The sequence below is a fragment of the Arthrobacter sp. B2060 genome, assembly GCF_059090445.1.
The window spans coordinates 115,989-139,614 of the sequence record NZ_JBNHFR010000003.1; the positions used below are offsets into that span (position 1 = coordinate 115,989).

The 23,626-nt window shown below is 65.6% G+C and carries 19 protein-coding genes and 2 tRNA genes; 13 read left to right on the plus strand and 8 right to left on the minus strand.

The features are described from left to right. Positions 1–47 precede the first annotated feature (47 nt). Positions 48–1,019 (minus strand): acyl-CoA thioesterase, encoded by a 972-nt coding sequence (locus AC5RUM_RS07325; protein WP_494034320.1) that lies wholly within the window; start codon positions 1,017–1,019, stop codon positions 48–50. A 62-nt stretch (positions 1,020–1,081) separates the two neighbouring features. On the opposite strand from AC5RUM_RS07325, the gene AC5RUM_RS07330 reads away from it, so the two are divergent. After that, positions 1,082–1,744: a DUF8185 domain-containing protein gene (locus AC5RUM_RS07330; protein WP_494034321.1), complete on the plus strand. Its 663-nt coding sequence runs from the start codon at positions 1,082–1,084 to the stop codon at positions 1,742–1,744. Between the two features lie 62 nt (positions 1,745–1,806). Here the strand turns inward: AC5RUM_RS07330 and AC5RUM_RS07335 are convergent, their stop codons facing one another. The 4 genes from AC5RUM_RS07335 to pepN all read right to left on the minus strand — a co-directional run bounded on the left by AC5RUM_RS07335 (position 1,807) and on the right by pepN (position 6,132). After that, complete coding sequence (locus AC5RUM_RS07335; RefSeq protein ID WP_400575707.1) at positions 1,807–2,268, minus strand: globin; 462 nt, start codon at positions 2,266–2,268, stop codon at positions 1,807–1,809. Between the two features lie 2 nt (positions 2,269–2,270). Then, positions 2,271–2,942 carry a mechanosensitive ion channel family protein gene (locus AC5RUM_RS07340; RefSeq protein ID WP_494034322.1) on the minus strand — a complete coding sequence of 224 codons (672 nt, stop codon included), beginning with the start codon at positions 2,940–2,942 and terminating at the stop codon, positions 2,271–2,273. Between the two features lie 114 nt (positions 2,943–3,056). Then, positions 3,057–3,557 carry an OsmC family protein gene (locus tag AC5RUM_RS07345; RefSeq protein ID WP_494034323.1) on the minus strand — a complete coding sequence of 167 codons (501 nt, stop codon included), beginning with the start codon at positions 3,555–3,557 and terminating at the stop codon, positions 3,057–3,059. A 22-nt stretch (positions 3,558–3,579) separates the two neighbouring features. Further along, positions 3,580–6,132 carry an aminopeptidase N gene (pepN, locus tag AC5RUM_RS07350; protein ID WP_494034324.1) on the minus strand — a complete coding sequence of 851 codons (2,553 nt, stop codon included), beginning with the start codon at positions 6,130–6,132 and terminating at the stop codon, positions 3,580–3,582. A 134-nt stretch (positions 6,133–6,266) separates the two neighbouring features. Between pepN and AC5RUM_RS07355 the strand changes: the two genes are divergently transcribed. The 3 genes from AC5RUM_RS07355 (at position 6,267) to AC5RUM_RS07365 (ending at position 8,826) form a co-directional block, all read left to right on the plus strand. Beyond that, a complete protein-coding gene (locus AC5RUM_RS07355) occupies positions 6,267–7,283 on the plus strand; it encodes a hypothetical protein (protein WP_494034325.1) in 1,017 nt (338 codons plus the stop codon). A gap of 137 nt (positions 7,284–7,420) precedes the next feature. Further along, a complete protein-coding gene (locus AC5RUM_RS07360; RefSeq protein ID WP_494034326.1) occupies positions 7,421–7,915 on the plus strand; it encodes a ribose-5-phosphate isomerase in 495 nt (164 codons plus the stop codon). Further along, complete coding sequence (locus tag AC5RUM_RS07365; protein ID WP_494034327.1) at positions 7,915–8,826, plus strand: Fpg/Nei family DNA glycosylase; 912 nt, start codon at positions 7,915–7,917, stop codon at positions 8,824–8,826. The genes AC5RUM_RS07360 and AC5RUM_RS07365 overlap by 1 nt, the downstream gene beginning before the upstream one ends. 80 nt (positions 8,827–8,906) lie before the next feature. On the opposite strand, the gene AC5RUM_RS07370 is transcribed toward AC5RUM_RS07365, so the two are convergent. After that, positions 8,907–8,980, minus strand: a tRNA-Gly gene (locus tag AC5RUM_RS07370). Between the two features lie 132 nt (positions 8,981–9,112). Between AC5RUM_RS07370 and AC5RUM_RS07375 the strand changes: the two genes are divergently transcribed. The 6 genes from AC5RUM_RS07375 (at position 9,113) to AC5RUM_RS07400 (ending at position 14,433) form a co-directional block, all read left to right on the plus strand. Further along, positions 9,113–9,187 (plus strand) — tRNA-Pro (locus tag AC5RUM_RS07375). A gap of 80 nt (positions 9,188–9,267) precedes the next feature. Then, positions 9,268–10,650, plus strand: coding sequence for a trigger factor (gene tig, locus AC5RUM_RS07380; protein ID WP_494034328.1), 1,383 nt, complete (start codon positions 9,268–9,270; stop codon positions 10,648–10,650). Between the two features lie 268 nt (positions 10,651–10,918). Beyond that, a complete protein-coding gene (locus AC5RUM_RS07385; RefSeq protein WP_494034563.1) occupies positions 10,919–11,515 on the plus strand; it encodes an ATP-dependent Clp protease proteolytic subunit in 597 nt (198 codons plus the stop codon). A 39-nt stretch (positions 11,516–11,554) separates the two neighbouring features. After that, positions 11,555–12,214 (plus strand): ATP-dependent Clp protease proteolytic subunit, encoded by a 660-nt coding sequence (locus AC5RUM_RS07390; protein ID WP_494034329.1) that lies wholly within the window; start codon positions 11,555–11,557, stop codon positions 12,212–12,214. A 184-nt stretch (positions 12,215–12,398) separates the two neighbouring features. Further along, complete coding sequence (gene clpX / locus AC5RUM_RS07395) at positions 12,399–13,688, plus strand: ATP-dependent Clp protease ATP-binding subunit ClpX (RefSeq protein ID WP_494034330.1); 1,290 nt, start codon at positions 12,399–12,401, stop codon at positions 13,686–13,688. Positions 13,689–13,818: 130 nt separating this feature from the next. Beyond that, a complete protein-coding gene (locus AC5RUM_RS07400; protein WP_494034331.1) occupies positions 13,819–14,433 on the plus strand; it encodes a mycothiol-dependent nitroreductase Rv2466c family protein in 615 nt (204 codons plus the stop codon). A gap of 452 nt (positions 14,434–14,885) precedes the next feature. On the opposite strand, the gene valS is transcribed toward AC5RUM_RS07400, so the two are convergent. After that, the gene (valS, locus tag AC5RUM_RS07405) at positions 14,886–17,507 is read right to left on the minus strand and encodes a valine--tRNA ligase (protein WP_494034332.1); all 2,622 of its coding nucleotides are present in this window, start codon (positions 17,505–17,507) and stop codon (positions 14,886–14,888) included. A gap of 75 nt (positions 17,508–17,582) precedes the next feature. Here valS and AC5RUM_RS07410 point away from each other — a divergent pair, with 75 nt between their 5' ends. Both AC5RUM_RS07410 and AC5RUM_RS07415 read left to right on the plus strand, forming a co-directional pair. Continuing rightward, on the plus strand, positions 17,583–17,951 hold the full coding sequence (locus AC5RUM_RS07410) for a DUF488 domain-containing protein (protein ID WP_494034333.1): 369 nt from the start codon (positions 17,583–17,585) through the stop codon (positions 17,949–17,951). Between the two features lie 31 nt (positions 17,952–17,982). Beyond that, a complete protein-coding gene (locus AC5RUM_RS07415; RefSeq protein ID WP_494034334.1) occupies positions 17,983–18,744 on the plus strand; it encodes an SDR family oxidoreductase in 762 nt (253 codons plus the stop codon). Between the two features lie 16 nt (positions 18,745–18,760). Here AC5RUM_RS07415 and AC5RUM_RS07420 read toward each other — a convergent pair whose 3' ends face one another. Continuing rightward, positions 18,761–19,882 (minus strand): endonuclease/exonuclease/phosphatase family protein, encoded by a 1,122-nt coding sequence (locus tag AC5RUM_RS07420; RefSeq protein ID WP_494034335.1) that lies wholly within the window; start codon positions 19,880–19,882, stop codon positions 18,761–18,763. A 389-nt stretch (positions 19,883–20,271) separates the two neighbouring features. Between AC5RUM_RS07420 and ileS the strand changes: the two genes are divergently transcribed. Continuing rightward, positions 20,272–23,625, plus strand: coding sequence for an isoleucine--tRNA ligase (gene ileS, locus AC5RUM_RS07425; protein WP_494034336.1), 3,354 nt, complete (start codon positions 20,272–20,274; stop codon positions 23,623–23,625). Position 23,626 lies beyond the last annotated feature (1 nt).

Here is a 23,626-nt window from a genome sequence, read left to right on the forward strand (position 1 = left end):
GAACCGGCCTTTCGCATGCCCGGGCGGGAGTGAGCGGATAGCCGCGGTCAGCCCTTTCGCATCTGGTGCTGCAGGACTTTGGACTGGAACGCCCCCGCAACCTTGCTCTTCAGGTCCGTCGGCACACGGACCATTCCTTCCTGGGCCACCGACGCCACGTGCAGGCCGTCGCGGTTGAAGATCTTCCCCGTGGCCAGTCCCCGGGCACCCTGGGCGCTGGGCGATTCCTGGACGTAGAGCAGCCACTCGTCAACCCGGACAGGCCGGTGCCACCACATGGCGTGGTCCAGGCTGGCCACGCTCATTCCCGGTGTGATCCAGCTCAGCCCGTGCTTGCGGAGGATCGACTCCAGCAGCGTGTAGTCGCTCGCATAGGCCAGGGCAGCCCGATGGGTGTTGGCGTTGTCCGGCATGCGGCTGAAGGTCTTCATCCAGACGGCATTCCGGGCTTCCTTCTTGCCCGTGGCTGCCACATAGAGGGCCGGATCCACGTGCCGGATGTCGAACGGCCGCTCATACGCCCAGTGCCGCGCCACCGGATGGTCAAACTTCCCCAGCAGGTCGGCGGTGCTGGGGAGTGACTCAGGATCAGGGATACCGGCCGGCATCTCGGACTGGTGTTCGATGCCCTCGTCCCCGGCCTGGAACGAGGCGATCATGGACAGGATCGGCTTTCCCTCCTGGTACGCATGCACCCGGCGTGCCGAGAACGAGCGCCCGTCCCGCAGCCGCTGTACCCCGAAGGTGATGGGCTTGTCTGCGTCGCCGGGCCGGAGGAAGTACCCGTGCATGGAATGCACCGTCCGCTCCGCGTCCACCGTGCGCATTCCGGCGATGAGGGACTGCGCCAGGACCTGGCCGCCAAAGACCCGCTGGTGCGGCTGCCGCTGGGAAGGGCCCATGAAGATGTCCTCATCGGTGCGGGCACCCTCAAGCTCGCCGAGGTCCAGCAGTTCGATCAGGGAAGTTGTGGGATCGTTCGTGGGCAGTTCCTGCAATCCGGCGTCCGCTTCAGTCATGGTTTGACTCTAGACGTCGCCCCGGCAGCGCTCAACCGAGCCCAGCCGGTAGTGTTTTAGATGTGTCTGATCTCCTCACCCAGTCCTTCCGCTTCGCGGATCCCCGCGATCTAGCGGATCTCCGCACCTACGTCACCCGTGCCAAGGCCGTTGACGACGGCGCCATCCGCCTCCAGGCCGCAGGTCCGGTCCTGGCCGCGTATGTCTGCGTGCTCCGGCCCAGGATCCTGGGCGAGTCCACGCCAACGATCCTCGGTCTGCGAACCATGGGCCTCGCAGAGCCATCCACTACGGATGTGACGGTGCCGCTGGCGGCCGTCCTCGACCGGCTCGCCCGCGCGGGGGAGAACGACGCCGAGCTGCCGGTCCCGCCGTCGACCGTCACTGAATCCTGGGCCGGCGTGGGAGCACCGCGGGGAGGCTGGGAGCTGATCGGGTCCGTTCCGGACTCCGAGCTGCGCGATGCCGCCGAGGCCGGCATCACCGAGGTCGCGGGAATCATGCCGGACAATCCAGGCGCCCACATCGTCAACAACGCCCGCGCGGCAGTCTGGGGACGTGAACTGGAGGGGCGCTCCGGGCTTCCGGCGGGCGCGGCGTTTGCCGCCCTCACGCTCGGCTTCCTGGGCAGCGGTGACCAGCAGCTCTTCCGGGCAGGGCGCTGGTTCCGCCTCAGCGGCAGTCGCGGGCACGTCCTTGCCCGGACAGGTGCCGGCCTGCTCTAGCAGTGGCACGGGCAGGGACCTGGCACGGGCCGTCAGCGGCATCGGCGGGAGCCTGCGGGAACCTAGGCCCCCGACGACGGGCTGTTGACCATGGAAAGCGCAGCCCGCTCCATGTAGTCCCACAGGGTGCCCTCGTACAGCGGCGGCAGTTCCAGCGAGTCCACGGCCGCGCGCATGTGGTGCAGCCAGCGGTCCTTCGCCTCCGGCGTCACCTGGAACGGCATGTGGCGCATGCGCAGCCGGGGATGGCCGCGCTCCTCGCCATAGGTGGTGGGTCCGCCCCAATACTGTTCGAGGAACATCAGGAACCGCCGCTTGGCCGGCTCCAGGTCCTCTTCCGGGTACATCGGCCGCAGCAGCGGGTCGGTAGCCACGCCGTCGTAAAACACGTCGATCAGCTTCACGAACGTCTCGTGGCCGCCCACGGCGTCATAGAAGTTGTCCGTGTAGCCCGGCTGGCTGAACGGATCGTTGCGCATCAGCTGCCGGGGCGCGTTGGGTTCCGAGGGCGTTGGGAGGGTCATGGCTACTCTCCGGCCTTCTGCTGCGGTCCGTGCTGTGCCTCGGCCTCAAGCGGCCCGGCGTCAGGCTCCTCTGCTGGCGGCACATAATTGCCCTGCGACCGGTTGCCCACGCGCAGGATTTCACCGTTCCGCAGGTACCAGATTGCCCCGTTTTCGTCCCGGACCCGGGTGATCCTGAGCCCGATGGACTCCACGACGCCAACCACTTCGCTGGTCTCGATGATGTCCCCGATGCCGTACTGGTCCTCGATGGTGATGAAGATGCCGGCCAGGAAGTCGCGGATGAGCTGCTGGGCGCCGAAACCGATGGCGATACCGAGGATACCGACGCTGGTCAGCAGCGGCGCGACGTCCACGTCCAGGTTCTTCAGCACGTAGATGCTGGTGATGACGGCGAGGACCACGCCCACCAGGCTGTTCAGCAGCGAGCCGATGGTCCTGGCCCGCTGGACACGGCGTTCATGGTCCAGGGCACGCAGGGCGGGGGCGACCCACCGGAAGTGTGGCTTCTTGAACAGTGTTGTTCCGGTGGCAACCCGCTTGGTGATCCGGGAGATCAGGTAGGTTGCCAACAGCCACAGGAGAATGCCTGCCCCGAGGCTGATCGCTATTCCTGGGACGTTTAACCCCGCGGGTTCAAGCGACGCCGTAGGCGTTGTAAACATGCTGTACATCAGTAGGGAGGCTCCTTGTACTTTCCAGCCAGTTACTTTCCAGCCAGTTGCTGTCCGGCGCGGCCGGCGGTTCCGCCGGCGTTGCCGCGGCGGCTGGGATGTTCCCTATTAAGCCTAGCCGGACTGAGCCGGTGGTTCGCCTTCAGCGGTTGTGGTAACGGGGACGTGCACCACGGGGAAATTTACGCTGCGGGCGATGAAACACACCGCATTGGCCTCGCGGTGCATCTGCTCGGCAAGCGCGACGTGGACCGGGTCGGCCACCGTCACGTGGGGGCGGAGGGTCACGGTTTCGAACTGGCCGCTGCCGTCACGGTTGAGGCGCATCAGTCCGCCGGCGTGGTCCTCATAGGACAGGACAACGACTCCGTGCCGCACCGCCACATGCAGGAAGGACAGCATGTGGCACTGCGCTAGGGCCGTGAGCAGGAGCTGCTCCGGGTTGTACCGCGACCGGTCGCCATGGAACGTCGGATCGGCCGAGCCTTTGAGGACCGGCAGCCCCGGAATCTCGACGTCATGGTCCCGGGAGTATTCCCGATACGAGGACGTTCCGCTGCCGCGGTTGCCGGTCCAGCGGACAGTCAGCGAATAATGATGCTCGTCGAGGGCCATGCCGCCAGTGTAGACGTCGTTCCTAGACGTCAGCTGCGCGTGCCCGCAGGGCGCGGGCCACGCCGTCGCGGTTTTCCAGCATCATGCGACGCAGGGCCGCGCTTTCCTCTGGGAGCGCTGCCAGGAAGGCGTCTGTCCGGTCCACGGTCTCCTGGGTGGTCAGCTGCGCCGGGTAAAGTCCGACGACGATCTGCTGGGCAAGCGCGTGGGTCCGCTCTGCGACGATTCCGGGAACCGCCTCGAAGTACTTCTCCGCGTACGGCTCCAGCAGGCGGGTGTCCAGCACACGCGTGAATCCGGCGACGGCGGAGGCCTGAATGGCGTTGGACAGCTCGCCCTTGACGACGATCGACTCCCACGCGGCGGCCTTGGCCTCCGGCGTGGGGATGGCCGCCTGCGCCAGGGCGGCCGCATTCTGCCCGCTGGAGGTGTTGTCCCGAGCCAGTTCGGCGTCGATCTGCTCCTGGCCCATCCGTCCGCCCACCACGAGGGAGGCCACCAGTTCCCAGCGCAGGTCCTGGTCCACCGTCAGGCCGCCCAGCGTGAGGGAGCCGTCCAGCAGCCCGGCCACATTGTCCAGCTGCTGCCCGCTCCGGGCCAGCAGGGCGTAGGACTTGATGAACTGCAACTGCGCATCCGAGCCACCCGGCACGGCCGAGGCGAGGTCCCACAGCCGGTCGCCCGCCGCCACAATCGTGGCTTCACGGTGTTCCTCTGCAACGTAGAACGTCAGCGTCGTGGCCAGCTGCCGCAGCTGGACCAGGATCACCGAGGAATCGCTTTCGGCGGCGATGTTCGCCAGGATCAGGTCCACGTAGCCACGGGCCGGGGTCTCGCCGTCGCGGGCGGCGTCCCAGGCTGATCCCCACACCAGCGTGCGGGGCAAGCTCTCCCTGAAGTCTTTCAGATGCGCCTTGGCCGTGGCCAGCGACCTCTCATCCAGCCGGACCTTGGCGTACGCGAGGTCGTCGTCGTTGAGGAGGACAAGGTCAGGCTGGCGCAGTCCCACCAATGCCGGAACGTCCGTGTGCTCCCCGTCGACGTCGAGCTCCTCACGGTGTGTGCGCTCCAGCTTTCCCTCGTCCGTGACGTCGTAGAACCCGACGGCGAGGCGGTGCGGGCGCAGGGTCGGCTGCTCGGCGACGGCGGACTGCCGAATGCCGAAGCCGGTGATCGTTCCGTCCGGGTCCACAGCCAGTTCGGGCTGCAGGGTGTTCACTCCGGCCGTTTCCAGCCAGAGGCGTCCCCACTGGTCCAAGTCACGTCCGCTGGCCTTTTCCAGTTCGATCATGAGGTCGCCCAGCTCGGTGTTGCTCCACGCGTGCTTGGCGAAGTACTCACGGACACCGGCCATGAACTGCTCCGGGCCCACCCATGCCACGAGCTGGCGCAGCACGGACGCGCCCTTGGCGTAGGTGATGCCGTCGAAGTTGACCTCCACATCCTGGAGATCGTTGATCTCGGCGAAGATGGGGTGCGTGGTGGGTAGCTGGTCCTGGCGGTAGGCCCAGGACTTTTCGACCGAGGCGAACGTGGTCCAGGCACTCTGGAATTTGGTGTTTTCCACGGCGGCCAGGTGGGACATGTATTCGGCGAAGGATTCATTCAGCCAGAGGTCGTTCCACCAGCGCATGGTCACGAGGTCGCCGAACCACATGTGCGCCAGCTCGTGCAGCACGGTGATGGCGCGCCGTTCCACCTGGGCTTCGGGGACCTTTCCGCGGAAGACATACCCTTCCAGGATGGTCACTGCCCCGGCGTTTTCCATGGCGCCGGCATTGAATTCGGGCACGAACAGCTGGTCGTACTTTTCAAAGGGATACGGGCAGCCGAACTGCGCCTCGAAGAACTCGAACCCCTGGCGGGTGAGTTCAAAAATGTTGTCGGCGTCCAGGTACTGCATCAGGGACTTCCGGGCGAACACGCCCAGCGGAATGACGCGGCCGTCCGAGCCGATAACGTCGCTGCGCACCGACTGGTAGGGTCCCGCAATCAGGGCGGTGACGTAGGAAGAGAGCCTCGGCGTCGGTGCAAACTCCCAGACGGTACGGGCGCGGCCGTCAGCTCCCGGGGACGTTGCCACAGGCGCCGGTGTGGGGGAGTTGGATATGACATCCCAGTGCGACGGCGCCGTGACGGTGAACTTGAACGTGGCCTTGAGGTCCGGCTGCTCGAAGACGGCAAACATGCGGCGGGAGTCCGGCACCTCGAACTGCGTGTACAGGTACACCTCGCCGTCCACCGGATCAACGAAACGGTGCAGCCCCTCGCCCGTGTTCATGTAGGGCGTGTCCGCCACCACGGTGAGTTCGTTCTGACCTGCCAGGTCCGGCAACTGGATGCGGACGCCGTCGGAGACCTCCGCGGGGTCCAGTTCCCGGCCGTTGAGCGTCACGCTGTGCACGGCGTCGGTTACGGCGTCGATGAAGCTGGAGGACCCGGGCGCGGCGCTGAACTTTACGGTGGTGGTGGCACCGAAGACTTTCTCGCCCCTGGTCAGGTCCAGGCTGACGTCGTACGAATCGACGGAGATCAGTGCGGCGCGTTCGCGGGCTTCGGCGCGCGTCAAGTTCATACCTGGCAAGGTTGTGCCTCCGGAGAGTGGTGGGTATTACTGTGAAGTCATTCTTTCATTCAGCGGGTCTTTGGCAAGTTGCGTGGATCACCTCTCCGGTCCCGCCGGCGACGCCGCAGGGGTAGCGTTAAGGCATGGGAAAGTTCCTCGATTCGGTGGACACCAAGGCGCTGCGCTTCGCAATCGGGTTTCCCGTACTGCTCGCTGCAGCCTTCGCCCTCAGCGCCATGTTGCTGCAGCCTGACCTGCCGGACCCCCTGGCCGTCCGCTGGGACGGCGGCGGCGGCGCCAGCTTTGCGCCGTTTGCCGCCTACGTGGGCGCCGGGGCTGCCCTGATCGTCGCCGTCGGCTGGCTGGTGCTACTGCAGGCCGTGCCCCTTTCCAGGCCCACGGTGATGCGCCGCATCATGATGGGTGCCGGCCTGACGGTGAGCCTGTTTGTGACCACCGTGCTGGCCGCGGGCCTTGTGGGGCAGGCGGGGGTGGCCGACGCCCGGGACTCACATGTGGACATGATCGTTCTGGCCACGGGCAGCGGCGCCGCCCTCTCGCTCGGCGTCATCATGGGATTCGTCTTCAAAGCGGACCAGCAGTGGACTCCGGAGGACGACCAGGCGCTGCAGCGGGCCCTGGAGCTGGAACTTGACCCCGAACTGGCCACTGATTCGATCAGGATGTGGGTCCACGCCCGCAGCTCGGTCTTCGTCATGATCGGCGTCGCCAGCCTGTTTCCGGCCTCCCTCATTTCCATCGCCGTCCCCTGGCTCGGTGTCCTGCTGGTTGCCGCGGCCATCGTCGGCGCTGCCTTTCTCTTCGCCCGAGTCACAGCGGACCGCAGCGGGCTGCGCGTTTTCGTTGCCGGGATACTGCGCGTGGTGGATGTCCCCGCCGAGGCCATCTCCGCTGCCGCTCCGGCGGATGTCCGCGCCGCTGACTATGGCGGCTGGGGCTACCGCAACCACGGCGGAACTGCAGCCGTGCTTGTAAGCAGCGGCCCCGCCGTCGTCGTCCGGAAAACCGACGGCCACCGGCTCGCGGTCAGCGGCGGGAACCCCGACGCTGCGGCACGCCTCGCCGACCTGCTGACGCGCGTTGCCGCGCGGGCACGGCGGGAAGGCCGTCCGCCGCTCCAAGGGGACACAGACGCGTAACCCGCGCGTCATGACCGGAGTGCCACCTAGTACTCTGGGAGCTGTTGATTTTTCCCTGTGTTTATTCTTGCCCCGAGTTAAATTGCCCTGTACAGCCCGGCTGCGCCCCGGTGCTCACGACTGAACGGAAGCCCCCCGTGACCACAACTCCTGCATTTCCGCGGGTCCACATCGCCACCGACCACGCCGGCATGGAACTTAGCGCCCACCTGGTCAGCCACCTGTCGGCCAAGGGCTATGACGTCGTGGACCACGGGCCCAAGGAATACGACGCCCTGGATGACTACCCGTCCTTCTGCATCAACGCGGCACTCGCCGTCGTGGCGGACCAGCAGGCCGGCGTGCACGCCTTGGGCATCGTGCTGGGCGGCTCGGGGAACGGCGAGCAGATCGCGGCCAACAAGGTCAAGGGTGTCCGTGCGGCACTCGCCTGGAACCACTCCACCGCAACCCTGGCCCGGCAGCACAACGATGCCAACGTGGTGGCTGTAGGCGGCCGGCAGCACAGCGTCGACGAGGCCACCGCCCTCATCGAGGCGTTCCTGCAGGAGCCTTTCAGCAACGATGAGCGTCACATCCGCCGGATCGGAAAAATCGCAACCTACGAAAACACGGGCGAGGTCGTCGAGTAGTGCCCGAAGGGCATTCCATCCACCGGCTGGCCCGGCAGTTCCGGGACGTCTTTGCCGGCCGGCGGCTGGCCGTCTCCAGCCCCCAGGGCCGTTTCGCTGCAGGTGCAGCCGTGCTGGACGGCCGCTCGGTGGTGCGCGCGGAGGCGCACGGCAAGCATCTGTTCCTGCATTTTGAGCACGGGGTAGTCCTCCACGTCCATCTGGGCCTGTATGGCGCCTGGGACTTCGGCGGCGACAGCGAGTTCCGCGGCGCGTCAAGCATCGGTGCCCCGCGCAGGGTTGGGGAGCGGGAGGTGCCGGCTGACGCCGGGGCCGACGGCGGCACGCCAGGCTACGCCGGCCCTCCGGAGCCGGTCGGCGCCGTGCGGGTGCGGCTGGCCTCCGACCACGGCTGGGCCGATTTACGCGGCGCCACGACCTGTGCAGCCATCACCGAAGCTGAGGCCGAGGCGGTCCTCCGGCGGCTGGGACCGGATCCACTGCACGATGCGCAAGGCGCCCGCGAAATCTTCATCCAGCGGCTTACGGCGCGCAGCACGCCGCTGGCGTCACTGCTGATGGATCAAAAGGTAATTGCCGGCGTCGGCAACGTGTACCGGGCTGAAGTGCTCTTCCGCCAGGGCATCGATCCGCTGCTTCCGGGCCGGTCGCTCTCAGCCTCCGCTGCCGGGCGGGTCTGGGACGACACGGCTGCGGTCATGGCCGACGGCGTCCGCGACGGTCGGATCATCACCACGACGGCGGGGTACTGGAGTGACCCGGCTACGCTGCCGCCCAACGAGGAAGCGCACTTTGTCTACCGCCGGCACGGCCAACCGTGCAGGGTGTGCGGCACTGCCGTGGCGCTGGCAGAGCACGCTGCCCGCAAACTCTACTGGTGCCCCACGTGCCAGCGCGCCAAGCGGGCTTAATCAGGCAGCAGTCTGACTAAGCCCGGCATAGGTTTAGGCCTGGACACGAATAAAGGGCCCCTCATCAGAGGGGCCCTTCGTGGAGGGGACGACGGGAATCGAACCCGCGTAATCAGTTTGGAAGACTGAGGCTTTACCATTAAGCTACGTCCCCGGAAGAAGGCGGTGTTTCCACCGCAGATCTTCGGGATGGCTGTTCAAGCCGCATATAACTAAACCCAATTCATGCCCCCGGTGTCAAATGTGCAAAGCCGGCAGGTATGAACGTAGACTGTCCTGTGCATTACGGGGTGTAGCTCAGCTTGGCTAGAGCACCTGCTTTGGGAGCAGGAAGTCGCAGGTTCAAATCCTGTCACCCCGACTCTGTGGCCCTGGCCGATGGCCTGGGCAGAGAATCGCGTTTGCAGAACCCCATCCAACAAAACCAGGAGTACTTAGACCGTGAAGAGCGCTGTCGAGAACCTCACCCCCACGCGGGTCAAGCTCAATGTTGAGGTCCCCTTTGAGGAATTGAAGCCCAGCATCGACGAGGCATACAAGACCGTTGCTTCGCAGATCTCGGTCCCTGGCTTCCGCAAGGGCAAGGTTCCCTCCAAGCTGATCGATCAGCGCGTCGGCCGCGGCTACGTGCTGGAGACGGCCATCAACGAGGGCCTCAACGGCTGGTACCAGGCTGCCGTCCAGGAATCAGGCATCCGTCCGCTGAGCCGTCCGGAGGTTGAGATCACCGAGGTTCCGGACCCGTCCGCAACCGACGGCGAACTCAAGTTCCACGCCGAGGTCGACGTCCGCCCGGAGATCGAACTGCCGGACTACTCCGGCATCAAGGTTGAGGTCGCCGCTGCCGAGTCCTCCGACGCCGACGTCGACAAGGCACTGGATGAGCTGCGCGGCCGCTTCGGCACCCTGAAGTCCGTGGACCGCCCGGCAGCCGACGGCGACTTCCTCACCATCGACATCACCGCGACCATCGACGGCGCCGAGGTGGACTCCGCTTCGGGCCTGTCCTACCAGGTCGGTGCCGGAACCATGCTCGAAGGCATGGACGAGGCAGTCACCGGACTCAGCGCCGACGAAGACGCCATCTTCGACACCACCCTCGTGGGCGGCGACCACGCCGGTGAAGCAGCCCAGGTCAAGGTCGTGGTCAAGTCCGTCAAGGAGCGCGAGCTTCCCGAGGCCAACGACGACTTTGCCCAGCTGGCATCCGAGTTCGACACCCTCGCCGAACTGCGCGAGGACCTCGCCAAGCAGGCCGCCGACTCCAAGATCGTGGAGCAGGGCGTCGAAGCCCGCGACAAGGTCCTGGACAAGCTCGTCGAACTCGTCGAGGTTCCGGTTCCGGACTCCGTCGTCGAAGAGCAGATCGAGCAGCACTTCAAGGCCGAGAACTCCCACGGTGAAGGTGAGCACGACACCGAGGAGCACCGTGCCGAGGTCAAGGCCAACACCGAGCGCGCCTTCCAGAACGAAATCATCCTCGACGCCATCGCCGAGAAGGAAGAAGTGGGCGTCAGCCAGAACGAGCTGATCGACTACATCGTCACCACGGCCAGCCAGTACGGCATGGACCCGAACCAGTTCGCCCAGATCATCGATCAGAGCGGCCAGGTCCCCATGATGGTTTCCGAGGTCCGCCGCCGCAAGGCACTGGCAGTCGTCCTCGGCCAGGCCGAGGTCACGGACTCCGAAGGCAACAAGGTTGACCTGAGCGATTTCGTCCGCCCTGCAGGCCAGGACGAGGCTACGGCCGCCGAGGGCGAAGCCGCCGAAGAGGCAGCCGAGGTCACCCCCAGCGACGATCCCGCAGCCGCGAAGTTCTAACCGCTGCCGCGTCCCAGCAGCTGCGCTCTGACAGCGTGAGGGCAGCCCCCGGATCCGTTGATCCGGGGGCTGCTTCGTTTAACTCCGCCGGACAGCCAGTGACGCCGCAGCAGCGGGCCCGGGCGATCGTGCGCCGTCAGCGAACAGCGCGATTTCGGCGAACAAAACGGCTGCGAAAGCGGTTAGTGTCCAAGTAGTGAAGTTCAGTGATGTCACCGTCACCAGCGAGAGGTAAGTACAAATGTCACAGCAAGCAGGGGCGCCCCGCATGGCAACTGTCGATCCGGCAGCCCAGGACAACTACATCTACAACCGACTGCTGAAAGAGCGCATCATCTGGCTTGGCTCCGAGGTCCGCGATGAAAACGCGAACGCCATCTGCTCGCAGCTGCTGCTCCTGTCTGCAGAGGACCCGAACAAGGACATCTATCTTTACATCAACTCTCCCGGCGGTTCTGTGACGGCCGGCATGGCGATCTACGACACCATGCAGTTCATCCCCAACGACGTCGTCACCGTCGCCACCGGGCTTGCTGCCTCCATGGGCCAGTTCCTGCTGTCCTCCGGGACCAAGGGCAAGCGGTACGCCACCCCGAACGCCCGCATCCTGATGCACCAGCCCTCGGGCGGCATCGGCGGAACCGCCTCCGACATCAAGATCCAGGCGGAGCTCATCCTGCACATGAAGAAGGTCATGGCTGAGCTGACAGCCGACCAGACCGGCCAGACGGTGGACACGATCCTCAGGGACAACGACCGCGACAAATGGTTCACCGCAACCGAAGCACTCGAATACGGCTTCTTCGATAAGATCTCCGCGCACGCCGGCTCGGTAGCTGGCGGCGGCGGAACGGCTCAGAACTAAACCGGCACGCAGAGCGAACTGAATCCAGGAGTAAAGAACATGAACTACAATTTCGGCTCGACTGCCGGCAACCTGCCGACCAGCCGCTATGTGCTGCCCCAATTCGAAGAGCGCACGCCGTATGGCTTCAAGCGCCAGGATCCGTACACCAAGCTGTTCGAGGACCGGATCATCTTCCTCGGCGTCCAGGTTGATGACGCTTCGGCCGACGACGTCATGGCGCAGCTGCTGGTGCTGGAATCCACGGACCCGGACCGCGACATCACCCTCTACATCAACTCCCCGGGCGGTTCCTTCACCGCCATGACCGCGATCTACGACACCATGACGTACATCCGACCGGAGATCCAGACCGTCTGCCTTGGCCAGGCGGCCAGTGCCGCCGCGGTGCTGCTTGCAGCCGGAACGCCCGGAAAGCGGCTTGCCCTGCCGAACGCCCGCGTGCTGATCCACCAGCCCTCGCTGTCCGGCGGCCAGGGCGGCCAGGCCTCCGACTTGGAAATCCAGGCGGCCGAGGTCATGCGGATGCGCTCCTGGCTGGAGGACACCCTGGCCAAGCACTCCGGCCGGACCCCTGAGCAGGTCAACAATGACATTGAGCGGGACAAGATCCTCACCGCGGCCGAGGCCCAGACTTACGGCCTGATCGACCAGGTGCTGGATTCGCGCAAGATCAAGCCGCAGGCGATTGCCAGATAGCAGCGGCTGACCAAGACGCCGGTGCGGTTCAGATTTTTTGAACCGCACCGGCGTCTTGTTTCCACCTCTCGGGCCGAATGTAACCTAGAGTGGATGTAATCACGGCCAGACTGCGAGAGGATGGCCGGGACTCAAACAACCGGTGCAAAGCTGCACTCGCAGCAAGATACTAAGGGGTTCACATATGGCTCGGATTGGCGAGAGTACGGATCTGCTCAAGTGCTCTTTCTGCGGAAAGAGCCAGAAGCAGGTGCGCAAGCTCATTGCCGGGCCCGGCGTCTATATCTGCGATGAGTGCATTGAACTCTGCAACGAGATCATTGAAGAGGAGCTCGCCGAAGTAGCCGATCTGGGCAGTTTTGAACTCCCCAAGCCCCGCGAAATCTTTGACTTCCTGCAGGAGTACGTCATTGGGCAGGAACCCGCCAAACGGTCCCTCGCCGTCGCGGTCTACAACCACTACAAGCGGATCCAGGCCGGGCATGCCCCCAAGAGCGGCAGCCTCGCGGACGGCGTCCACCACGACGACGTCGAGATCGCCAAGTCCAACATCCTCCTCATCGGTCCCACCGGCTGCGGCAAGACCTACCTCGCACAGACCCTCGCCCGCCGGCTCAACGTCCCGTTCGCGGTCGCCGATGCGACCGCCCTGACCGAAGCCGGGTACGTCGGCGAGGACGTCGAAAACATCCTGCTGAAGCTCATTCAGGCGGCGGACTATGACGTCAAGAAGGCCGAGCAGGGCATCATCTACATCGACGAGATCGACAAGATCTCGCGCAAGAGCGAGAACCCGTCCATCACCCGCGACGTTTCGGGTGAGGGCGTGCAGCAGGCACTGCTCAAGATCCTCGAAGGCACCGTGGCCTCCGTGCCGCCGCAGGGCGGACGCAAGCACCCGCACCAGGAATTCATCCAGATCGACACCACCAACGTGCTGTTCATCGTGGCCGGCGCCTTTGCCGGACTCGAGGAGATCATCGGTTCACGGTCCGGGCGCAAGGGCATCGGGTTCGGCGCGCCGCTGAACGAGGTCAAGAACAACACCGACTCCTACGGCGAGGTCATGCCGGAGGATCTGCTGAAGTTCGGCCTCATCCCCGAATTCATCGGACGCCTCCCGGTAATCACCACGGTCTCGAACCTGGACAGGCCGGCACTGATCCAGATCCTCTCCACCCCCAAGAACGCGCTGGTCAAGCAGTACCAGAAAATGTTCCAGCTGGACGGCGTGGAGCTCGTGTTCGATGACGCCGCCCTGGAACTCATCGCGGACCAGGCACTCGAGCGGGGGACCGGCGCCCGCGGGCTCCGCGCCATCATGGAGGAAGTCCTCCTCCCGGTGATGTTCGATCTTCCCAGCCGCGACGACATTGCCAGCGTGGTCATCACGGCGGACGTCGTAGCCAAGAAGGCACAGCCCACCATGATCGCGCACGACGTCGTGGCCAAACGGCGGAATAAATCCGCGTAGTTACCCGCTGTCCTTAACGGCGCGCCTGTCGCGCGCCGTCCCCGCTGACCTCACGTGATGGCATCCGCGCGCGCTGATGCCGGATCACGGCGAACAGCCTTGCCGCCACGAACAGTGAAGGAATTCATCCATGACTGAGACCCTCCCGAACAAGGCAGACTTCTGGTTCGACCCCCTGTGCCCTTTCGCCTGGATCACCTCGCGCTGGATCGGGGAGGTGGAAGGTGTCCGCGACATCACCACCGACTGGCACGTCATGAGCCTTTCCGTGCTCAACGAAGGCCGTGAGCTGGACCCCAAGTACCGTGAAGCCATGGACAAGGGGTGGGGCCCGGTCCGCGTGATCATCGCCGCCCAGGAACAGCACGGCGACCAGGTGGTCAAGCCGCTGTACGACGCCATGGGTACGCAGATCCACGACGGCGGCGAGAAGGACTTTTCGATCGTCATCAGCAAGGCCCTCGCTGAGTGCGGACTTCCTGCCGAACTCGCGCAGGCAGCGGAGTCCGATGCCTTCGACCCCCAGCTCCGCGCCAGCCACGAGCAGGGGATTTCGCTGGTGGGCCAGGACGTCGGGACCCCCGTGGTCGCCTTCAACGGCACCGCGTTCTTTGGCCCGGTGCTGACGCGCATTCCGCGGGGCGAGGAAGCCGGCCGCCTGTGGGATGCCACCATCACCCTGGCGTCCTACCCGCACTTTTTCGAGATCAAGCGCAGCCGGACGGAAAGCCCGGCCTTTACCTAGAGCTGTCCCCGGGCGTTTCCGGTGCTGTGGGCGCCGGGAGAACTACATCAGAGTAGTTCTCCCGGGGCCCTTGCGCATCCGAAAGCAGGGGACAAGAATAGTTGTTACCCACTTCGAAAGAAGAGGGACGCAAGAACCAAAGATTCAGTGACATGCATCTAACGCAGCCTTCGGCAAAGTTAGAAGCAGGCTACCAGTGACAAGGTAGGAAGACCTGAAAATTCTGAGGATCTTGCCAGACTGTCAAAGATGTCACCAGACAGCCGAAAAGTCGAAGCCCCACCAACCGCAAAAAGCTGATGGGGCTTCCCCTTTGCCCTAAAACAGGTGGGCCTTAAAGCAGGTTTGCCGTCAAAAGGTTTGCCCCAGAAGTGTTTCCGAAAACAGAAGCCCCACCAGCCGGACGCTGATGGGGCTTTACTGTTGTCGCTTTACTGTTGTCAGGGTGCCAATCAGGCCGGCGCGTTCTCCTCGGCGGGAACGAGCACGACGTCGCTGACGGTGAGCTCTCCCTCGCCGGTCTCCAGCGCGATTTCCTGGGCGTTCGCCGCAGCCTTCAGGTCATTGAGGCCTGCCCGGAGTTGGGCCACGAGCGGGGCGGTGGCCGTAATCGTCGCGGTGAGCACCTCGGTGCGCTGCTTGACCTTGGCCTCGGACTTGGCCTTGCGGATGCCGCTGAGCGCAACGCCCACTGTCCCCAGCATGGCGGTGTCGCCGTCGGCAATCTGCAACGCAGACGGCCACGCGGCCCGGTGCACGGACCCCGTGCGCCACCAGCTCCACACTTCCTCCGTAGCGAAGGGCAGGAAGGGGGCGAAGAGGCGGAGCAGCGAGTCCAGGGCTGTGGCCAGTGCGGCCAGCACGGAGGCCTGCTCGGTTTCGCCGGCGGCCCCGTAGGCACGGTCCTTGATGAGCTCCACATAATCGTCCGTGAACTGCCAGAAGAAGCTCTCGGTGATCTGCAGTGCCCGGGCGTAGTCGTAGTTGTCGAACGCCTTGGTGGCTTGCGCCACCACATCCGAGAGCTGGGCCAGGAGCGCCCGGTCCAGGGGATTGGTCAGCACGGACAGGTCCGTGGAGACCACGGAGTTCTCCGTGGCGCCAAGGTTCAGCACGAACTTCGAGGCGTTCAGCAGTTTGATGGCCAGGCGGCGGCCAATCTTCATCTGCGCGATCTCGTAGGCCGTATCGGCGCCCAGCTTGGCGGAAGCCGCCCAGTACCGCACGGCGTCGGAGCCGTACTCGTTCAGGACATCGGTCGGCACAACGACGTTGCCCTTGGACTTGGACATCTTCTTACGGTCCGGGTCCAGGATCCAGCCGGAAATGGCGGCATGCTTCCACGGGGCGCAGTTCTGCAGGGCATCCGCACGGACTGCCGAGGAGAACAGCCAGGTCCGGATGATGTCGTGGCCCTGGGGGCGGAGGTCGAACGGATAAACCTTGCTGAACAGGTCCTCGTCCCGGCTCCAGCCGCCCACGATCTGCGGCGTCAGGGAGGACGTGGCCCACGTGTCCAGCACATCGGCGTCGCCCGTGAACCCGTTGGGCTGGTCGCGCTGGGACTCGTCGAAGCCAGGCGCCGCATCCGCGGCAGGGTCCACCGGCAACTGCTTGTCGGAAGGCAGGATGGGGGCGTCGTAGTCCGGGTTGCCTTGGGCGTCCAGCGGGTACCAGACTGGGATCGGCACGCCGAAGAACCGCTGGCGGGAGACCAGCCAGTCACCGTTGAGGCCGGCAATCCAGTTCTCGTACCGGGAACGCATGAAGGACGGGTGGAAATCGATCTCGTGCCCGCGGGCAATCAGGCGCCCGCGGCGGTCCTCGTCGCGGCCGCCGTTGCGGATGTACCACTGGCGGGAGGTGACAACCTCGAGCGGCTTGTCGCCCTTTTCGAAGAAGTTCACCGGGTGAGTGATCTTCTTGGGCTCGCCATCCAGCAGGTTGGCCGCGGTGAGGAGCTCCACCACGGCTTCCTTCGCGGAGAAGACGGTCTTTCCGGCGATGGCTGCGTACGCCTCGCGGCCGGCGTCGGTGGTGATCCAGTCCGGCGTCTCGGCGAGGATGCGGCCGTCGCGTCCCACGATGGCGCGGGTGGGCAGCTGGAGTTCGCGCCACCAGGTGACGTCGGTCAGGTCGCCGAAGGTACAGACCATCGCGATGCCCGAGCCCTTGTCCGCCTTGGCCAGCGGGTGGGCCTTGACTTCCAGTTCGACATCGAAGATCGGGGACTTCACGGTCTTGCCGAACAGCGGCTGGTAGCGCTCGTCGTCGGGGTTCGCCACCAGCGCGGCACACGCGGCCAGGAGCTCGGGACGCGTGGTCTCCACGAAGATCTTCTCGCCGTCGGCGGTGAAGAACGGGTAGCGGTAGTAAGCGCCCGGCACCTCACGGTCCTCGAGTTCGGCCTGGGCCACGGCCGTGCGGAACGTGACGTCCCACAGCGTGGGGGCTTCGGCCATGTAGGCGTCACCCGCGGCCAGGTTGGCAAGGAATGCGCGCTGGGACACGGCACGGGAGGTGTCGTCAATCGTGCGGTAGGTGAGGTTCCAGTCGACGGACAGGCCGAGAGTCTGGAACAGGTTCTCGAAGACCTTCTCGTCCTCGACGGCGAGTTCCTCGCAGAGCTCGATGAAGTTCTGCCGGGAGACGACGTCGAAATCCCGCTGGTTCTTCGCTGGCTGTGCCGGCGGCTGGTAATCCGGGTTGTACGGGATGGCAGGGTCGCAGCGGACACCGTAGTAGTTCTGGACGCGGCGCTCAGTGGGGAGGCCGTTGTCGTCCCAGCCCATCGGGTAGAAGACGTTCTTGCCGGTCATGCGCATGTAACGGGCCTGGACGTCCGTCTGCGTGAAGGAGAACATGTGGCCCACGTGCAGGGAACCGGATGCAGTCGGCGGGGGAGTGTCGATCGAGTAGACCTGCTCCCGGGTGGTGTCCGGGTTGAACCTGTAGGTCCCTTCCTCGAGCCAGCGCTGCGTCAGGGCAGCTTCGAGCCCTTCGAGGGCGGGCTTGTCCGGAACGTTGATAGGGGCGGTGGTGGGCGTGTCTGTACCCTGATTTGCTTGAGCCATGGAGCAATTGTTTCATGGCCGCCGCCTGGTTCTTGCAGCGGCGGTGTCCGTGGCCCCTGCAGTAGCATGCCCGGTATGGGCAAGGCACACGGTCGCTTCGCGACCAAGCGGATCTATGACGAACCCGCGGACGACGACGGCTGCCGGGTTTTGGTGGACAGGCTTTGGCCGCGCGGGGTCAGCAAGGAGCGTGCGGCCCTTGAGCTGTGGCTCAAGGAGATCGCGCCGTCCCCGCCCCTGCGGCGGGAATTCGCCCACATGCAGGAGCGCTTCGCCGACTTCCGGGAACAGTATGAAGCGGAACTGGAACAGAACCCCGCGGTGGGGCAGTTGCTGGACCTGGCGGCGCGGGACGGCAAGGTGACCCTGCTGTACGGCGCCAGGGATCCGGAAGTGAACCATGCCCGGGTGCTGCTGGAGTTCCTGCAGTCACGGCAGCGCTGAGACGTTCCCCGAATGCCGTTAGGGTGGTGCCATGACTGAGGCATCGAACGTTAAGGCAGCTGTAGTAACCGGTGCGAGCACCGGCATTGGTGAGGCAACAGTCCGTGCACTGAAGGCTGAGGGATGGACCGTCTACGCCGTGGCCCGGCGCCAGGAGCGGCTGGCTGCGCTGGCAGCCGAGACTGGCGCCGTCGCTGTTCCTGCCGATATTGCCGAGGACGCGGACGTCGCCAGGCTCCTGGCTGAAGTGACCGCCGGCGGCGGGATCGACACCCTGATCAACATCGCCGGTGGAGCCCGCGGCGCAGATCCCGTGGGACAGGCACAGACGGATGACTGGGAGTGGATGTACCGGGTCAACGTCCTGGGCACCATGAAACTGACCCGTGCTTTCCTGCCGATGCTGCGCGAACACGGCGAAGGTACTGTCCTGAACCTGACCTCCACGGCCGGGCTCGTGGCCTATGAGGGCGGCGCCGGCTATAACGCAGCCAAGTTCGCCCAGCACGCCATGACCAACGCCCTGCGGCTGGAGGAGGCCGAAAACAACGTCCGCGTGATTGAAGTGGCACCGGGGCTGGTGCGCACCGAGGAATTCGCGCTCATGCGGCTGGGCGATGAGCAGGCGGCCCAAAACGTCTACCAGGGCGTGGAAAAGCCGCTGACCGCCGAGGACGTGGCGGATGTGGTGCGATACGCCGTCTGCGCGCCGCACCATGTGAACCTGGACCAGATCGTGATGCGGCCCGTAGCGCAGGCCGCCAACCACAAGCTGATCCGCAAGCAGGCCTGACGGACTGCCGCCGAAGCTAGTCTCCCGCCGGGATGCCCAGGGTGGCCAGGACCGCGGCATGGTCGGTTCCAAGGACCCGGTGCGCCGCGTAGCCGGAGTTCACGATCTGTGGGCTCGTGACGAGATGGTCGATGGCAATGCCCGGCAGCGGCACGCCTTCCATCGGCCAGGTGGGGGTCAGCCGCCGCCCGGCCGCGGTCCCCACGTCCACCAGCTTCGCGCCCGGGCCGCCGTCGAGCAGCGCCCTGAACTCGGAGTGGTCGTAGGTGGCATTGAAGTCGCCAATGAGCAGGCGGTTGACGGCTGGTGCACCGTCGGGCACCGTTGTGCCGCCCCGGGACCCGTCCTGGACCACGGCACCGTTCTGGGCTACCGGACCGTCCTGGGCCAGGCGTCCCAGCGCCGCGAGGTCGCTGCGCCACTGTGCGATCCGGACGTCCACAGGGGGCAGCGCATGCACGTTGGTGACCTCCACGCTGCTGGTGCGGCCCGCGGCCTGAACAGTGAGGCGGACCGTCGGCATCTGAAATGGCGTGTCGGGTAGGAGCCCCACGGGCTCCATGGGGTGGGCGGCATACAGTGCGCTGCCGGCGCCGTCGTCCGTGGGGCTGCTGACCCTGTTGGGCAGCAGGCTTCCGAGCCCCTCGGCCGCCAGCCGGTCCTCAAATCCCTGCGTGTGTTCCTGGACTGCGAGCAGTTCCACGCCGTTCTCCCGGACCAGCCGGACGACCTCCGCAGCATCCGCTTCGCCGAACTGTGAGTTGATGTTCATGGCCGTGAGCTCGGTGCTGGGACGGGAGGCATCGGGAATTGCGCGGCCGGCGTCCAGCGGGAAGAGCCAGAACAGTTGGGCGGTCAGCAGGAGTGCGGCCACAACGGTGATCCAGGTGCGGCGGCTTGCCAGCGCCAGGCCAAGCGCCAGAACTGCCGGGACCACCAGCCATGGGGTGAAGGACAGCAGCTGGACCACCGGCGTCGGCCACTGCCCCGGCACGGCCCGAAAGACCGACAGGGACACGACCGGCACCATAACGGCCAGCGCCAGCACCCGCCACGCGAAGAGCGCGCCGTGTGGGAGCGCGGCAGGTTGTGGGCGGGCGGGGCCGTTTTGGGCCGGTCCGGCGGCGGGGGCGGTCATGGCATCGAGTCTAGGCAGGAAAGGGAGCAGGATGCCCGCACTGCCGGGCCGGGCGGGTTTTCTGCAGGGCCTGACCGGTTAGGGAGTCCGCGAGCGCAGCCGTTAGACTTGTACCAACAGCTTTGACCCGGCCATCACCGGCGAGCTTCCGGAAGAACACCCGGTGCGCCTCCGCGTGCCAGGGCAACTAGAACCGGACGGGTAAGCCCGTCACAGCAGTAATTGAGCGGCCGGTGCCGGAACAGCCCCCAGGGGCGGTCCCAGTCCCGGTAAGTGAGGTGGTACCGCGGTACCGGTGCGTTGGACGGTGAAAGCCGGCCGGCAGTGCACGGGCCGTCCTCGCATCCTGAATGATCCACTTGTTCACCAGCTCAACCCAGGATGTCGAGATGACCTATTACCCCAAGGCCTCTGCCGCACCGTCAGGCACCAACGCCTCAGGCGTATCCGCCTCCGTGAAGTTTCCGGAGATCGAAGAGCGGATCCTCAAGTACTGGGACGAGGACGGCACCTTCCAGGCGAGCATCGACCAGCGCAGCGCGGACCTTCCCGGCGGGACCCCTGGCAGCAACGAGTTCGTCTTCTACGACGGCCCTCCCTTTGCCAACGGCCTGCCGCACTATGGCCATCTGCTGACCGGCTACGCCAAGGACCTGGTGGGCCGCTACCAGACCCAGCGCGGCAAGCGCGTCGAGCGCCGCTTCGGCTGGGACACCCACGGCCTGCCCGCCGAGCTGGAAGCGATGAAACAGCTGGGCATGACGGACAAGACCCAGATCGAGGCCATGGGCATCGACAAGTTCAACGACGCCTGCCGGGCCTCAGTCATGAAGTACGCCGACGAGTGGCAGAGCTACGTCACCCGGCAGGCCCGCTGGGTGGACTTCGACAACGACTACAAGACGCTCAATGTCGAGTACATGGAGTCTGTGCTGTGGGCCTTCAAGCAGCTGCACGAGAAGGGCCTCACGTACAACGGCTACAGGGTCCTGCCGTACTGCTGGAAGGACGAGACCCCGCTGTCCAACCATGAGCTGCGCATGGATGACGACGTCTACAAGAACCGCCAGGACCAGACGGTCACCGTGACGTTCCCCGTGAAGGCGGGGGAGTCGGAGCTCTCCCGGCAGCTGGCCGGCGTGCAGGCGCTCGCCTGGACCACCACCCCCTGGACGCTGCCCACCAACCTGGCGCTCGCCGTCGGGCCCGACATCACCTACGCCGTGCTCCCCGCCGGTCCCAACGGCATCAAGGCAGCATCTGCTGATGCCCCTGTCACCGGCAGCTTCCTGCTCGCCGCCGACCTGCTCGGCACCTATGCCAAGGACCTGGGCTACGGTGACGGTGCCGACGGCGTGGCTGCCGCTGCCGCCGCCGTGACGTCCACCCACACCGGCGCCGAGCTTGCGGGCCTCCGCTACGAGCCGCTGTGGCACGATTTCAGCGACACCGAGAAGTTCGGCACCGAGAACGCATGGCAGTTCCTCGTGGCCGACTACGTCACCACCACCGACGGTACGGGCATCGTCCACCAGGCACCCGCCTTCGGTGAAGATGACCAGAAGGTCTGCGAGGAAGCCGGCATCCCGGTCATCCTGTCCGTCGACGAAGGCGCCAAGTTCCTGCACCTGTTCGCCCATGGCGACCTGCACGACATCGCCGGGCTGCAGGTTTTCGAGGCCAACAAGCCCATCACCCAGGTGCTGCGCGCCCAGGGCCGCCTGGTCCGCCAGGCCAGCTACGAGCACAGCTACCCGCACTGCTGGCGCTGCCGCAACCCCCTGATCTACCGGGCCGTCTCCTCCTGGTACGTCGAAGTCACCAAGTTCCGGGACCGCATGTCCGAACTGAACCAGGAGATCAACTGGATCCCCGGGAACGTCAAGGACGGCCAGTTCGGCAAGTGGCTCGCCAACGCCCGCGACTGGTCCATCAGCCGCAACCGCTACTGGGGCAGCCCCATCCCCGTCTGGCAGTCCACGGACCCCGAATACCCCCGCACGGACGTTTACGGCTCGCTCGCCGAGATCGAGGCCGACTTCGGCCGGCTTCCGCTGAACAAGGACGGCCAGGTTGACCTGCACCGCCCGTTCATCGACGAGCTGACCCGGCCGAACCCGGATGACCCGCGCACCCCGGAAGAGGGCCAGTCCGTCATGCGCCGCGTGGAGGACGTGCTCGATGTCTGGTTCGACTCCGGCTCCATGCCCTACGGCCAGGTCCACTACCCGTTCCAGAACGAGGCGTGGTTCAACACCCACAACCCGGCTGACTTCATCGTGGAGTACATCGGGCAGACGCGCGGCTGGTTCTACATGCTGCACATCCTGTCCACGGCGCTGTTCGACCGCCCCGCCTTCCGCAACGTGATCAGCCATGGCATCGTGCTGGGCTCGGACGGCCAGAAGATGTCCAAGAGCCTACGCAACTACCCGGACGTGTCCGAGGTGCTGGACCGGGACGGCTCCGACGCGATGCGCTGGTTCCTCATGTCCAGTCCCATCCTGCGCGGCGGCAACCTTGTGGTCACCGAACAGGGAATCCGCGACGGTGTCCGCCAGGTCATCCTGCCGCTGTGGAATGTGTACAGCTTCTTCACGCTGTACACCAACGCATCCAACGTAGTGGACGGTACAGCTGCCGGCTACGACGCCAAATTGCGCTACGACGGCTACGCCGACACCCTGGACCAGTACCTGCTGGCCAATACGGGGGACCTGGTCCGCAACATGACCGCCCAGCTGGACAGCTACGACATCTCTGGGGCCTGCGATGAACTCCGCAGCTACCTGGACATGCTCACCAACTGGTATGTGCGCCGCAGCCGCCAACGCTTCTTCGACGAGAACGCCGACGCCTTCGACGCCCTGTACACGGCCCTGGAAGCCGTGTGCCGCGTCGCTGCCCCCCTGCTGCCGCTCGTGTCCGAGGAAATCTGGCGCGGCCTCACCGGCGGGCGCTCCGTGCACCTGGCCGACTGGCCGGACGCCGAGCTGTTCCCGGCCAACACCGCGCTCGTGGAAGCGATGGACCGGGTGCAGCAGATCTGCTCCACCGGATCATCCCTGCGCAAGGCAGCGAACCTGCGCGTGCGCCTGCCGCTGCAGGAACTCACTGTTGTGGCACCCGGTGCAGATGCACTGAACGGGTTCGCCGCCGTCGTCGCCGACGAACTGAACCTGCGCTCGGTGCGTCTCCTTGACGCCGCCAGCGCCTCTCCGGAGGAATTCGGCATCGAACAAAAGCTCGTGGTGAACGCCCGCGCGGCGGGCCCTCGCTTGGGCAAGAACGTCCAGCTCGCCATCAAGGGCTCCAAGTCCGGTGACTGGTCCGTCTCCGACGCCGGTGTGGTGACAGCCGGCGGGCTTGAGTTGGAGCCGCAGGAATACACGCTGGAGACGGTGGTTGCCGAGTCCGACGGCGGTTCGGCCTCCGTAGCGGTGCTACCGGGCGGAGGTTTCGTCGTTCTGAATACCGAGGTCACCCCGGAGCTTGAGGCCGAAGGGCTGGCGCGGGACATGGTCCGCTCCATCCAGCAGGCACGCAAGGACGCCGGACTCAACGTGAGCGACCGGATCCGGACCTCGGTCACCGCAGTGCAGAGCGTGCTGGACGCCCTGCTGGCCAACGCCGAACTCGTCAAAACCGAAACCCTGACGCTGGAGCTGGATACCGTTCCTGCCGACTCCGGAGAACCCCGCATCGGTGTCGAAAAAGTCACCGTCGAAAAAGCAGAGGCCTGAA

Excerpts from the sequence above, each read along its gene's own strand:
- AC5RUM_RS07335 (WP_400575707.1), bottom strand. The coding sequence starts at position 2,268 with ATGACCCTCCCAACGCCCTCGGAACCCAACGCGCCCCGGCAGCTGATG.
- valS (WP_494034332.1), bottom strand. The coding sequence starts at position 17,507 with ATGGCTCAAGCAAATCAGGGTACAGACACGCCCACCACCGCCCCTATC.
- AC5RUM_RS07415 (WP_494034334.1), top strand. The coding sequence starts at position 17,983 with ATGACTGAGGCATCGAACGTTAAGGCAGCTGTAGTAACCGGTGCGAGC.
- ileS (WP_494034336.1), top strand. The coding sequence starts at position 20,272 with ATGACCTATTACCCCAAGGCCTCTGCCGCACCGTCAGGCACCAACGCC.
- AC5RUM_RS07420 (WP_494034335.1), bottom strand. The coding sequence starts at position 19,882 with ATGACCGCCCCCGCCGCCGGACCGGCCCAAAACGGCCCCGCCCGCCCA.
- AC5RUM_RS07400 (WP_494034331.1), top strand. The coding sequence starts at position 13,819 with ATGACTGAGACCCTCCCGAACAAGGCAGACTTCTGGTTCGACCCCCTG.
- AC5RUM_RS07325 (WP_494034320.1), bottom strand. The coding sequence starts at position 1,019 with ATGACTGAAGCGGACGCCGGATTGCAGGAACTGCCCACGAACGATCCC.
- clpX (WP_494034330.1), top strand. The coding sequence starts at position 12,399 with ATGGCTCGGATTGGCGAGAGTACGGATCTGCTCAAGTGCTCTTTCTGC.
- AC5RUM_RS07410 (WP_494034333.1), top strand. The coding sequence starts at position 17,583 with ATGGGCAAGGCACACGGTCGCTTCGCGACCAAGCGGATCTATGACGAA.
- pepN (WP_494034324.1), bottom strand. The coding sequence starts at position 6,132 with ATGAACTTGACGCGCGCCGAAGCCCGCGAACGCGCCGCACTGATCTCC.
- AC5RUM_RS07340 (WP_494034322.1), bottom strand. The coding sequence starts at position 2,942 with ATGTACAGCATGTTTACAACGCCTACGGCGTCGCTTGAACCCGCGGGG.
- AC5RUM_RS07385 (WP_494034563.1), top strand. The coding sequence starts at position 10,919 with ATGGCAACTGTCGATCCGGCAGCCCAGGACAACTACATCTACAACCGA.
- AC5RUM_RS07390 (WP_494034329.1), top strand. The coding sequence starts at position 11,555 with ATGAACTACAATTTCGGCTCGACTGCCGGCAACCTGCCGACCAGCCGC.
- AC5RUM_RS07345 (WP_494034323.1), bottom strand. The coding sequence starts at position 3,557 with ATGGCCCTCGACGAGCATCATTATTCGCTGACTGTCCGCTGGACCGGC.
- AC5RUM_RS07355 (WP_494034325.1), top strand. The coding sequence starts at position 6,267 with ATGGGAAAGTTCCTCGATTCGGTGGACACCAAGGCGCTGCGCTTCGCA.